This is a genomic window from Mycobacterium sp. (assembly GCF_025965855.1).
Lineage (GTDB): Bacteria > Actinomycetota > Actinomycetes > Mycobacteriales > Mycobacteriaceae > Mycobacterium.
On sequence record NZ_JAOPWB010000133.1, the window covers coordinates 1 to 12,706 of the forward strand.

At 65.3% G+C, this 12,706-nt stretch carries 9 protein-coding genes and 1 pseudogene; 8 read left to right on the forward strand and 2 right to left on the reverse strand.

Annotated elements, in window-relative coordinates; genetic code table 11:
- On the reverse strand, positions 1 to 769 hold a 769-nt coding region (locus tag JWP83_RS10175), incomplete at its 3' end, for an AAA family ATPase (protein ID WP_297729591.1).
- 341 nt (positions 770 to 1,110) lie between these two features.
- On the opposite strand from JWP83_RS10175, the gene JWP83_RS10180 reads away from it, so the two are divergent.
- The 8 genes and pseudogenes from JWP83_RS10180 to JWP83_RS10215 form a co-directional block, all read left to right on the forward strand.
- Complete coding sequence (locus JWP83_RS10180) at positions 1,111 to 2,307, forward strand: AMP-binding protein (protein WP_297729594.1); 1,197 nt, start codon at positions 1,111 to 1,113, stop codon at positions 2,305 to 2,307.
- A 236-nt stretch (positions 2,308 to 2,543) separates the two neighbouring features.
- The gene (locus JWP83_RS10185) at positions 2,544 to 2,972 is read left to right on the forward strand and encodes a hypothetical protein (protein ID WP_297729596.1); all 429 of its coding nucleotides are present in this window, start codon (positions 2,544 to 2,546) and stop codon (positions 2,970 to 2,972) included.
- Between the two features lie 217 nt (positions 2,973 to 3,189).
- Entirely contained in the window at positions 3,190 to 3,792 is a 603-nt protein-coding gene (locus JWP83_RS10190) for an HdeD family acid-resistance protein (RefSeq protein WP_297729599.1), read from the forward strand.
- 53 nt (positions 3,793 to 3,845) lie between these two features.
- Complete coding sequence (locus tag JWP83_RS10195) at positions 3,846 to 6,593, forward strand: glucosidase (protein ID WP_297729602.1); 2,748 nt, start codon at positions 3,846 to 3,848, stop codon at positions 6,591 to 6,593.
- On the forward strand, positions 6,593 to 8,710 hold the full coding sequence (gene glgX, locus JWP83_RS10200; RefSeq protein WP_297729605.1) for a glycogen debranching protein GlgX: 2,118 nt from the start codon (positions 6,593 to 6,595) through the stop codon (positions 8,708 to 8,710). Before JWP83_RS10195 ends, glgX begins: the two co-directional genes overlap by 1 nt.
- A gap of 158 nt (positions 8,711 to 8,868) precedes the next feature.
- Positions 8,869 to 10,524: an alpha/beta-hydrolase family protein gene (locus tag JWP83_RS10205; RefSeq protein WP_297729611.1), complete on the forward strand. Its 1,656-nt coding sequence runs from the start codon at positions 8,869 to 8,871 to the stop codon at positions 10,522 to 10,524.
- Between the two features lie 410 nt (positions 10,525 to 10,934).
- Positions 10,935 to 11,495 carry a hypothetical protein gene (locus tag JWP83_RS10210; RefSeq protein ID WP_297729607.1) on the forward strand — a complete coding sequence of 187 codons (561 nt, stop codon included), beginning with the start codon at positions 10,935 to 10,937 and terminating at the stop codon, positions 11,493 to 11,495.
- A 381-nt stretch (positions 11,496 to 11,876) separates the two neighbouring features.
- A pseudogene (locus JWP83_RS10215) lies at positions 11,877 to 11,999 on the forward strand (hypothetical protein); the annotation flags it as partial.
- A 310-nt stretch (positions 12,000 to 12,309) separates the two neighbouring features.
- On the opposite strand, the gene JWP83_RS10220 reads toward JWP83_RS10215, so the two are convergent.
- Positions 12,310 to 12,706 (reverse strand): universal stress protein (locus tag JWP83_RS10220; protein ID WP_297729609.1); only part of this gene is annotated, 397 nt, incomplete at its 5' end.

Genomic DNA, 12,706 nt, shown 5'->3' on the forward strand with positions numbered 1-12,706 from the left:
CACGCCCGCCGCTGATCTTGAGCCGGCCCTCCTCGCCCAGACCTCCGACCAGCTCGCTGACCAGGAATGGATTTCCGTGCGCCTTGGCGGCCAGGGTCAGCAGCGACTCATCAGCGTTGGCGCGCACGGCGTCAGAGACCATATCGGCGACCGCGCCCGGCGACATAGCGGCCATTCGTAGAAATGTGGCATTCGCGCCTTGCAGCACCCACAAGGTGTCCTGCACCGCCGGACCGCCAGCCCCGGTGCGGGCGGTCAGCACCCACAACACTGGCGCATCCGGGCGCGCGGTGGCCAGCGAGCGCAGCGCCGACAGGGTGCCGTTATCGGCCCAGTGGATGTCCTCGAGCAGAATCGCCAGCGGCGTCTGCAACGCCGTAGCATGAATGGCGTCCTGCAGATCGCGCACCACCCAATAACGCAAATCGGCCGAGCCGCCCAGCCGGCGCAATGCCTCGGCGTCTCCCACCGGCGGGTCGGCGCGCAGGGTGGCCATGAACAGCGAGAAAAACGGCACCGTCTGCTGATACTCGAAAGCCTCACCGAACAAGGTGCGCACCCCGCCCGTGTAGGCCAGCGCCATCACCTCGGTCAGCAGCCGACTCTTCCCGATGCCCGGCGGGCCCTCGATGACCAGCACACCCCCGCGCCCGCCCACCAGCGCCCTCACCAGCGCGCCGATCACCTTCAGCTCGCCCGCCCGGCCCCGAATCGGCGGAGTGGCGAGCCGCTGGCCGCCGACATCGAATAGGCCGGTTGAAGGCCCCACGGGGTGTCCTGTCTACGGTTTACTGAACTGCCACTGCAGAACACCTCATTCTAGGCATCCGCCCAAGTCGTCCGCCCGATTTTTGGTGTCGACAGGGGACGGCTGACCGCACCGCCAGCGGGCGGTCCTCCAATTCCGCACACAACTTGAGATCGCGTATTCGCCATGGCCGCCCGCCACGCCACCTCGTCGAGCCGGCAGCCCAACGCCGACACGGGTGACGGGATGAGACGTTGTTGTATGCAACACCGAAAAGCGGTGCTCGTTGTCGGTGATTCCATCGACAGGCCGCCAAGTCGGATCCATCGTCAAAGCAGAGGCCGTCCGCGCGGGAAGTTTTGATGACCAATTTGAGCCTGTATCTCGTCGAGTCGGCAGACATGTACCCCGATGGTCCCGCGCTGCGCTGTGACGGGGCCACAACAACGTTTACGGAGCTGGCCGACAACGCCGCAAGGTTCGCCGCCTACCTCGGCGACAGAGGTCTCCGCCCGGGTGACCGGGTGGGGGTCATGTTGGCGAACCGTCCCGAGTTCGCGATGGTTTTTTACGGCGTGTTGCACGCTGGAGCTGTTGTGGTGCCGATGGATCCGATGCGCAGCGCCCGCGAAGTCGAGTTCTTCTTGACCAACACCGGCGCGCGCCTGCTGGTCTTCGCACCGTCCTGTGGGGTTGCCGCTACCGCCGGTGCTCTGGCCGCTGGTGTTCCCCCAATCGTTGTCGGCGAGCACACACTCGAACAGCTGACTAGAGACTTTCTCGGGCATGCGTCGCCGGTGACCCGCGCCAGCGACGACAACGCGGTCATCCTCCACACGCCAGGCACGACCGGGGCTCCCAAGGGCGCTCAACTCACCCATAGCAACCTGGTCAGCACCCAAGCCGTTATTGCGCGCAGGCTGCTCAACATTGGACCCGACGACGTCGTGATGGGGTGCGTGCCACTGTCCCACGCGTTCGGGATGACATGCGGTCTCGCGGCGGTCATCTCGACCGGCGCGACACTGGCACTGCTTCCCAAGTTTGACCCCGGCAGAGCGTTGGAAATGGTTGCGGCCGAAAGGGTCACGGTCTTCGCGGGTCTGGCAACCATCTACACCGCAATGCTCGGCGCCGCTGCGGGCCAGGACCCCGACTTGGGTTCGTTACGGCTCTGCATTTCTGCGGACGCGCCGATGCCGCTGGAGGTGTTGCGCCGGTTCGAGGGCAAGTTCGACTGCACAGTCCTCGAGGGCTACGCTCTGCCGGAAACGTCCGGGGCGGCATGCTTCAATCATCCCGGCGCCATGCGCAAGGGCGGTTCTATCGGCGTACCCATCGACGGCGTACAGATGCGGGTGGTCGACCAACACGCCAGCGAGGTGCCGACCGGGGCACCCGGCGAGATTCAGGTCCGCGGTCATAACGTGATGAAGGGCTACTGGAACTTGCGGGAGGCCACCGCGGAAGCCATTGTCGACGGCTGGTTTTCGACTGGCGACAGCGGGAGCGTCGACGAGGACGGGTACTTCTTCATCGTCGCCCGGAAGAACATATGATTTGTGCCCAAAGAACTCCGTCGATGCGGGCGCAACGCGGACGGCGCCGGACCACTACACGCAGACAAACCCGTTGCTGCTGTCGTCGCGACTAATCGTCGCTCGACGATTATGTCTCGGCGAACAATGACGCGCTGCCATCGAGCGTCGATGATCACTTTGAGCGGCCTCCAGGCGGCTTCAACGGTAAGAGCGGTTGGCGATCAGCCCGACGCAAGGTGGTGAAGGAGTTTCCGATGGCAAACACAGAGCTGAGCACAGCATTCGAGAAGATTTCCGATCAGGCAAAAACGGCGACAGAGCATATCCGTGCGGCCAGTCAGCGCACCAGGGATCAGCTTGCTGCCGACGCCGCAGGCGCACGGGAGAAGGCGACTGCAGCGGCCAATCAGTTGAAAGACAACGCAGCTGGCACCCGTGACAAGGTGTCGTCGCAGTGGCATGACGTCCGCAGCAAGTGGCAAACCCATGTCGCCGAGGTGCGAACCCGCGTGCAGGACAAGGCGGACAAACTCGACGCTCGCGTGGCCGCCCACGACGCCGACATTGCGGAGGACTACGCACTTGACGCGATCGATTTCGCGCAGGCCGCTGTGGACGAAGCCGAGTACGCCGCCCTCGACGCGATGTATGCACGCGCCGACGCGGAGGCATTGCGTTCCTGAGCGCAGGAGTCGACTGGTGACCTGATATTGGATGGGTCATCTGTGTTGCTTCGGCCGATGGCCGCCTCCACAACGAGCTTTCGGCCAGGCAGCACACCACCGGGGCGGCCAACGGTGTCCGTGCCCACAACGATAACCATGCCCTACGGCGCAATAATCAGGTCTCTGGCGAGACCGCAAAACACACCTATAAATCACACCTATGAAGGAAACTGCCATGAGCGACACCCCGCTTCATACTTCAAATCTAATGGGACACATCTGGAAATCGGCGATCGTGTTCGGCCTCTTGGCGATGGTTCTCGGCGCTGTGATCCTGGCGTGGCCAGAGCCGTCGCTCGTTGCGGCTGCCGTGTTTTTCGGTGTGTACCTGGTGGTGTCCGGCGTAGCGCTGGTGGTCTTAGCGTTCAGCCTGCCCATCTCGGGCGGCAGCCGGTTTTTGTACTTCATTAGCGGCGTGGCGTCAGTCGCCCTTGGAATCTTGGCGTTTCGTCACTTCGGTGAGGGCTATGCAACTCTGTTGCTTGCCATCTGGATTGCGACCGGATTCATCATCCGAGGCGTGTCGGTCACGGCATCGGCGTTCACCGTTCCACAGTTTCCCGGTCGAGGGTGGGCGATCTTCTTTGGAATCATCAGCGTCATCGCCGGTTTGGTGATGTTTGCATACCCGTTCGATTCGATCGCGACGTTGGCTCTCGTGGTCGGATTCTGGCTGATCGTCCTTGGCGCCATGGAGGTCGTTTCGGGGTTCGGCATGCGGAGCGATGAAAAGAAGGTCGAAAAGGTGGCCGGCAGCATGGCCGCCGTGGCGCCATGAGTAATCCGTGCTGCTACCACGACCACTAACAAATCGACTGCGTAGCAATAGCAATGGGTAAGACCAGTCAGGCCGCGACGACGCCGACCGCAGCGAGTGCGGAGCGTCGTCGGGTCGACGGCTTCGGCCGGCTCGATTTGGGCTTGCGGCAGGCCAGCGACTGGTATTTGTGGGGACCGTATGTGAGCGAACGCCAGTGGGGCACGGTTCGCGAGGATTACAGCGCCGACGGTGATGCTTGGACTTACCTGCCGCACGATCACGCGCGCTCGCGCGCTTACCGCTGGGGCGAGGACGGGCAGGCCGGCTTCTGTGACATCGAGCAGCGGCTGTGCCTGGCGCTGGCGTTGTGGAACGGGCGCGACCCCATTCTGAAGGAGCGGGCCTTCGGCTTGGCAGGGGCCGAGGGCAATCACGGCGAGGACGTCAAGGAGTACTGGTGGTACCTCGACGCGCTGCCCAGCCACGCCTGGAACAGCTGGCGCTACCACTACCCGCAGCGGGCGTTTCCCTACCAGCGGCTGCTGGACGAGAACCGCCGGCGCGGCAAGGCCGATTTCGAGTACGAGCTGCTCGACACCGGCGTCTTCGACGACGACCGCTACTGGATCGTCGATGTGTCATACACAAAGGCTGACCCTACCGATGTGCTGATGACGATCGCCGTGACCAACGCGGGGCCCGATTGCGAACTGCTGCACGTGCTGCCGACCCTGTGGTACCGCAACACCTGGTCCTGGGACGGGGGGACGGCCGCGCCGGCACTGGCTGCCACCCCCGCCGGCACGGTGGCCGTCGAGCATCCCTTCCTTGGCGACCTCGAGCTGCTGCCGGGGCCGGCCCCACAGGGCGGCGGCCCGGAGCTGCTGTTCTGCGAAAACGAGACGAATGTTGCTCGGCTGGATGGTGTTACGGGTGACTCCCAGTGGCCCAAGGACGGCATCAATGACCATGTCGTGTCCGGGGCCGATACCGTCAACCCGCAGCGGCGGGGCAGCAAGTGCGCGGCGTGGTACCGACTCGCGGTGGCGCCGGGCGAGACCGTCGAGCTGCGGCTGCGGCTGCGTCGCACCGGCACCGGGCCGGACCCGGCCACGGCGCTGGGCGCGGACTTCACCCGGGTGGTAGAGCAGCGGCGCGCCGAGGCGGACGAGTTTTACGCCGAGCTCACCCCGGCCGCGGCGTCCGCCGACGAGGGCGCGGTGATGCGTCAGGCGTTCGCCGGGATGCTTTGGAGCAAGCAGTTCTACTACTACGAGGTGGCCCGCTGGCTTGACGGCGACCCGGCCCAGCCGCCACCCCCGGCGCAGCGCAGGTCCGGTCGCAATGCCCGCTGGCGCAGCTTCGAGGCCTTCGACGTGATGTCGATGCCCGACACCTGGGAGTATCCGTGGTTTGCCGCGTGGGACTTGGCTTTTCACTGCGTCGCACTGGTGCACGTCGATCCGGCGTTCGCGAAGTACCAGCTGTCGCTGCTGTGCCGCGAATGGTTCCAACACCCCAACGGGGCGCTGCCCGCCTACGAATGGGATTTCTCCGACGTCAACCCGCCCGTACAGGCCTGGGCGGCGCTGGAAGTGTTCGGTATCGACGGAGGCAGCGACTTCGACTTTCTCACCCGGATTTTCGACAAACTGTTGGTGAACTTCACCTGGTGGGTGAACCGGGAGGACTCCAACGGCTCCAACCTGTTCGAGGGCGGGTTCATGGGCCTGGACAACATCGGCCCTCTGGACCGATCCCACCTTCCCGTCCGGGGCGTGCTGGAGCAGTCCGACGCGACCGGGTGGATGGCGGGGTACGCGCTGTCGATGGCCACGATTGCGGCGATCCTGAACGGGTCGGGGCAGCGGCCCGCGCTCGATCTGGTGCAGAAGTTTCTCGAGCACTTCGCCGGCATCGCCGACGCACTGGAGACGGTGGGCGTCTGGGACGAACGCGACGGCATGTTCTATGACCGCATCGTGCTGCCCGATGGCGAAGCGGTCCCGGTCCGCGTGCGCTCGGCAGTCGCCATGATCCCACTGCTGGCGGCGGCGGTGGTCAACGAGCAGGCCATCGATCAGTCGTTGGTGACGGACAAGGGATTCGCCCACTACCTGAAACGCCATGGGCTGGGCGGCACCGAGGACATGGTCGCCGCGGGGATCCTGCGCGGCACGCCCGGCGAGCGGCGGCTACTGGTGGGGGTCACCAGCCTCGAGCGGGTGCGTCGACTCTGCCAAACCCTGTTCGACCCCGCCGAATTTCTCTCACCGCATGGGCTGCGTTCGTTATCGGCCTACCACAGGGACCATCCGTACGTTTTGGACATCGACGGCGTGCGCGCCGGCGTCGACTACGAGCCCGCCGAGTCGACCACCGCGATGTTCGGCGGCAATTCCAACTGGCGGGGACCGGTATGGTTCCCGCTCAACTACCTCGCCGCGACGGCACTGGAGCGCTACCACGAATTCTTCGGAGCCGAGCTGACGATCGAATACCCGACCGGTTCGGGCAGCCGCGTCACCCTCGACGCGGTCGCCTCCGACCTCTGGGAACGCCTGGTATCGATATTCCTTGTCGGCAGCGACGGATGCCGTCCCTGCTTCGGTGGGATGAATCGGTTTCAGAACGACCCCCGCTGGCGCGACAACCTGCTATTTTCCGAGTACTTCCACGGCGATAACGCCGCAGGCCTCGGCGCATCGCATCAAACCGGGTGGACCGGGCTCGTGGCCGACGTGATCCGCCGCCGCCACCGGGCCTACCCCCCGCTATCGCAGGTCATCCGGCGGCTGATACCGGGTGAGGAGAGCTGATGAGCGCGAAAATTCTGCCCGGTCGCGCCGACCCGCTGGGCGCCACAGCTTGCGCAGACGGCACCAACTTCGCCGTCGCATCGGCCGGCGACGAGGTCGTCGTGTGCCTGTTCGACCCCGACGGGGTCGAGACACGACTGCTGCTGCCCGAACGTGACGGCGACACCCGGCACGGTTTTGTGCCGGGCGTGAGAGCCGGGCAGGCCTACGGTTTCCGGGTCAGCGGACCCTACGATCCCGAGCGCGGCCTGCGCTACAACCCGACCAAGCTGCTGCTCGACCCCTACGCGCGCGCGATCCACGGACAGGTTCGTTTCGGGCCCGAACTCCTCGGTCATGCATCGGATAACCCCGCCGCCCCGAGCCCGCTGGACTCGGCCGCCCACGTGCCGCGCAGCCTGGTGATAGCCGCGCCGCCGCCGGCCGTGCCCGGGCCGGGGCGCGCGCTGGCCGACACGATCATCTACGAGCTGCACGTGCGGGGGTTCACCGCGACGCATCCCGGCGTACCGGCGGATCTGCGCGGCACCTATGCCGGGCTGGCGCACCCGGCCGCGCTGCAACATCTGATCGACCTCGGGATCACCGCGGTGGAGCTGCTGCCGGTGCACCACAACGTGCCCGAGTCCTTCTTGGTGCAGCGCGGCCTGACCAACTATTGGGGCTATAACACCATCGGATTCTTCGCCCCTCATGCCGGATACTCCGCGGCGGTGCGCGCCGGCCAACCCGGCGGCCAGGTCGAGGAGTTCCGCGCCATGGTCGACACCCTGCACGCGGCGGGGCTGGAGGTACTGCTGGATGTGGTGTTCAACCACACCGCCGAAGGAGGAGCCGACGGGCCCACGCTGTGCCACCGGGGGCTGGACAACGCGGCCTACTACCGCCTCGACCCGGCCGACCCGGCCCGCTACCTCGACACCACGGGGTGCGGCAATTCGGTCAATACGGGGCACCCGGTTGCGCTACGCATGATCATGGACTCGCTGCGCTATTGGGTCACCGAAATGGGAGTTGACGGCTTCCGCTTCGACCTGGCGCCCACCCTCGGCCGCCAAGAGGGCGGCTTCGACCCGTTCTCGGCGTTTTTCGATCTGGTCGGCCAGGATCCGGTGATCTCGCAGGTGAAGCTGATTGCCGAGCCGTGGGATGTCGGCCGGTTCGACAGTTACGACGTGGGCCGGTTCCCGGCGCAATGGAGCGAATGGAACGGGCGCTTCCGCGACACCGTACGCGACTGGTGGCGTAGCCACGACGGGCTGATTGGAGACTTCGCGTCGCGGCTATGTGCTTCCGCCGACATCTACGGCGACCCCGCCGCGGGCCGTAGGCCCAGCTCATCGATCAACTTCATCACGGTGCACGACGGATTCACCCTCACCGATCTGGTGTCCTACAACGGCAAGCACAACGAAGCCAACGGCGAGGACAACCGTGACGGCACCGACGACAACCGGTCCTGGAACTGTGGGATTGAGGGCCCAACCACCGACCCCGACGTGCTGGCGCTGCGGGCCCGCCAGAAACGTGCTCTGCTGCTGACGCTGCTGGTGTCGGCGGGCGTTCCGATGCTGCTGGGCGGCGATGAGCTCGGCCGCACCCAGCGGGGCAACAACAACGCCTACTGTCAAGACAACGAGATCACCTGGTTCGACTGGTCAGCAGTCGACCACGAACTCCTCAGGTTCACAAAGGATCTCGTCGCGCTGCGCCGTCGGCACCCGGTGTTCCGCAGGCGTCGGTTCTTGACCGGCCCCGCTGCCGCGGACCTACGCTGGTTCACCCCGGCCGGTACCGAGATGACCGATCAGAACTGGACCGACCATGAGGCGCGCGCCGTCGCGGTTTTCATCGACGGCTCAACCGATCCAGACGTGGCACCAGACGGCACACCGCTGGTCGACGACGACTTCCTCATCTTTGTCAGCGCCTGGTGGGAGCCGCTGACCTTCCAGATACCAGCCGACGTCTCGGCGCGCCGCTGGGACATAGTGTGCGACACCTTCGACCCGGCCCAGACAGGCACGGCCGGGGAGCACGTGGAGGTGAGACCGCGTTCGACGGTCATACTCGGCTCGCCGGCCTCGCCCAGCCGGGCCGCCGGCGTCAGTACGTGAGCCCGGCCCCACACAGTTAAGGAGCAATGGTGAGCGAATTCCATTCCGACCCTGACGAATCGGCTGCCTCCCCTGCCGAGAGCCCCGCCGCTGCGGCGCCTGGCGGCGTCGCCACCGAAACGCCGGCCGCGACGGCACCACCCGGGCATACACCCCCGGTGAAAGCACCGCCAGTGAAGAAGGGGCCGTGGTGGGTGCGGCGCTACACGTTCACCGGCACCGCGATCGGGCTGGTCTTTTTGTGGTTGTCCATGACCCCGTCGCTGCTGCCCCGGGGGGCGCTGTTCCAGGCGCTGGTCAGCGGTGTATCCGGCGCAATTGGTTACGCACTGGGCGTGTTGGCGGTGTGGGTGGTGCGCTACATGCGATCGAAAGACACCAGCCCGCCCGCGCCGCGGAGGGCATGGGTCGTGCTGGTCGCCGCCGGAGTGGTTGGCACCATCGGCATGGTCATCTGGTTCCACGTCTGGCAGGACCACGTGCGCGACCTGATGGGTGTCCCGAGGCTGACATGGCATGACTACCCATTGGCTGCGGTGCTGTCGCTCGTGGTGTTGTTTGCGCTCGTCGAGATCGGCCAGCTGATCAGGCGGCTGATTCTCTTTCTGGTGGACAGGCTCAATCGCGTTGCCCCGCCACGGGTTTCGGCGGTCGTCGCGGCGCTACTCGTGGCCGTTCTGGGTGTCGCCCTCCTCAACGGCGTGGTGGTCCGCTTCGCGATGCGAACACTGAACACCACATTCGAGGCGGTCAACGACGAGCAAAGTCCGCACACCCCGGCGCCGACGACGCCGCTGCGCTCGGGCGGCCCCGCTTCCTTGGTGTCGTGGGCGTCGCTTGGAAAACAGGGCCGCATCTTCGTCGCCGGCGGTCCCGCGATCGGGCAGCTGTCGTCGTTCAACGGCGCCCCGGCAATAGAGCCGATCCGCGCTTACGCGGGGTTGGAGTCGGCTCAGGGCATCCGCGCCACCGCCGAACTGGCTGCCCGCGAGCTCGAACGCAGCGGTGGCCTGCAGCGCAAGGTCGTGGCCGTCGGCGCCACCACCGGGACCGGCTGGATCAACGAGGCGGAAGCCGACGCGATCGAATACATGTTCAACGGCGACTCCGCGATCGTCAGCATGCAGTACTCGTTTTTGCCCAGCTGGCTATCGTTCTTGGTGGACAAGGAAAATGCGCGCCAGGCCGGACAAGCGCTCTTCGAAGCGGTCTCGGCACGCGTGCGCTCCCTGCCGGAAGGGCAGCGGCCCAAGCTGGTGGTATTCGGCGAGAGTCTGGGATCGTTCGGCGGCGAGGCGCCGTTTCTGTCGGCCAACAACATCATCGCCCGCACCGACGGAGCGTTGTTTAGTGGGCCCACATTCAACAACACGATGTGGCTGCAGGTGACGCGCAACCGCGATAAGGGCTCACCGCAATGGCTGCCCATCTACGAGCAGGGCCAGAACGTTCGATTCGCCGCCCGCGCCGACAACCTCGCCCGGCCGCCGGACCCCTGGGCTAACCCCCGCATCGTCTATCTGCAACACGCGTCCGACCCAATCGCATGGTGGAACCCCGACCTGCTGGTGCGCAAACCGGACTGGTTGCGCGAAAAACGCGGCTACGACGTGCCGGGCGACATGGAATGGATTCCGCTGGTGACCTTTTTGCAGGTATCGGCCGACATGGCCGTCGCCGTCGATGTTCCCGACGGGCACGGTCACCGCTACGTCAAAGACGTCGCCGACGGCTGGGCCGCGATCCTGCAGCCGCCGGCCTGGACCCCGGAAAAGACCGAACGGCTGCGACTTATGTTGCATGCCGACGAATGAGCCCCACGGTACGGACAGCGCGCCCACCCGCTGATGCCGGAGCCCAAATCGGCTGAGTGCACGGATCAGAATCGTTGGCGACCACCGATGCCAACGCGAAGCTTGGCTTGGCCCGCGTCGGGGCCGCGGAGCTTCGGACTGTGTGCCGCAACACCATCGGGGTGCCGACAATGTCCGTGGAGATAACGCTGAAGATTCCCTGCAAAGCAACAATTGGGGCTGGCGAGACCGCCGCGAACCCCGTCTAGCAAGGAAGCCGCCATGAACGAAATGCTCGGCCATACTCCGAATCTGACGCGAAGCGTGGGGACATCGGCGATCCACGAATCGATTGCGATGCAGCAGTGATGGATAACGTCGGTCAGGCAGCGACGACACCCTCGAGGCGAAAACACCATCTCTTTGGCCGTTTGACCGACAGGATTGCGTCGGACACTCGCTATTGGTGGGTGCTTCTCGTCATCGGCTTCGCCTGGATCGCAATCGCATTCGCGATCCCGCGCTTCGCCTACACCACCATCGTGACTATTGCCATACTCGTCGGTGCTTGCTGTCTGTTGGCAGCGGCCGATGAAGTATTGGTCGCCGCGGTCTCATCCCGGGGTGGGCGGGTGGCCCGCGGATTCCTGGCGATGCTGTTCGCCGTCGCCGCCGCCGTTGTCGCTTTCCTGGGTGTCAGGGCCACAGTCGTCGGGTTGGCCGCCGTGATGAGCGTCCTCTTCATCTGTCGGGGCGCCGTTGGTGTCTTTGGCGCCATCGCTGCCAAGCGAGAACGTGGGTGGCCGGTGGTGTTGATTGCCGGACTGGTCGAGCTGGCAATTGGGCTGTGTATCGCGGGCTCGTTGAAATCGTCGATCATGGCATTGCTGACATGGACCGCCGCGGGCACTCTGGCGCATGGGATCGGCGAGGTCGCGTTGGCCTTCCTGGTCCGCAGGATTGGCCGACACCTTGCCACGCGGCGAGCTTAGTGCCGAAGGACAGGAACACAGGCGCACGCCCCGACAACGTGGGTTGTCCCCGGCGCAGAAGGGCGCATGGAGGTATTTGTAGTCGGCGTTGACCACACCGCGAGTGAATTACCCACGGGTATGCGGAAAACCGTGTCACCCAGGCACGGTTCACCACTAGTCGAGCGCGGGACGAATCGGCGGATCGACTTGTGTCCGGCCGGCTGCACACTCGCGATGTCCGACGCAACACAGTCCCGGTGGCTTTGCTGTATCGGAGGATAACGGCATGGGCTCGTCCGGCGTCGACAATTAATTCCTAGATGGATGCCTTGCCGGATCCCGTAAGTGACTTGCCCACACCGGCATAGCGAATGGCCCACGCTGAGCGTAAAACCCAACATGATCGCCATGCCCGACGCCGTAGATGGGACCGGCCGGCGACATCGCGTCGTCGCCATCGGTTCGGGTTTCGGCGGGCTCACCGCTACGAAGGCGCTCAAGCATGCAGAGGCGAACATCACTGACGGCCTGGTGTTCCTGACGCGCTTCACTGCGCAGGGCACGTCGCACGTCGTAAACGAAGCGGCGCTATGGCTTCAGGCCATCCCGGCGCCCGCAGGCGTTGCGGCCACTATTGGCGCGCTCATCGCGCTACATGTCGCACGCCACCGCGCCGAAGGGCAACGTGTTGCGGCTCAAGCTCGAAAAGTTGCGGCATGCCGATGCCGACGATGGCGTCACCGGATGGGCCGCAGCTGAGGGCCGAAAGCCGAGGTCCACCAACGAGATGGCCGCGTAAACGGAGCACCACTGTCTTTGCTACATCAGCCGGCTATTCGCAGCCCTCCAAATTGGTCAGCTCATTGTCGAACCATGCGCTCGCATAGCGGCTCCGGCCCTTGATGGTCATAGCCCTCTCGGGCCGCTGGGCCACGATGACCGGAACTCGTGCGGCCTTGAGCACCGCCGAACTGACTGAGCCCAAGTTCGTGGCAGCGTGTCCACCGCGGCCGCTGCTTCCCAGCACTACAAGTTGGGCATCCTCAGACGCGTCGATGAGCCAGCGAGCCGGCACGTCACAGACCAGTCGTCGGTGCACCTGCACCTCCGGATAGCTTTCCTGCCATCCGGCCAGACGTTCACTGAGCACCTCGTCGCCTTCGTCGCGGTAAGTCCTCCAGTCCATTCCAAGGATTGGAAAGACCCCGACATCGCTCCAAGCGTGGAGC

What these genes read in the sequence shown, in the direction of transcription:
- JWP83_RS10180 (WP_297729594.1), top strand. Translation starts at nt 1,111, where the DNA reads ATGACCAATTTGAGCCTGTATCTCGTCGAGTCGGCAGACATGTACCCC.
- JWP83_RS10185 (WP_297729596.1), top strand. Translation starts at nt 2,544, where the DNA reads ATGGCAAACACAGAGCTGAGCACAGCATTCGAGAAGATTTCCGATCAG.
- JWP83_RS10190 (WP_297729599.1), top strand. Translation starts at nt 3,190, where the DNA reads ATGAGCGACACCCCGCTTCATACTTCAAATCTAATGGGACACATCTGG.
- JWP83_RS10195 (WP_297729602.1), top strand. Translation starts at nt 3,846, where the DNA reads ATGGGTAAGACCAGTCAGGCCGCGACGACGCCGACCGCAGCGAGTGCG.
- glgX (WP_297729605.1), top strand. Translation starts at nt 6,593, where the DNA reads ATGAGCGCGAAAATTCTGCCCGGTCGCGCCGACCCGCTGGGCGCCACA.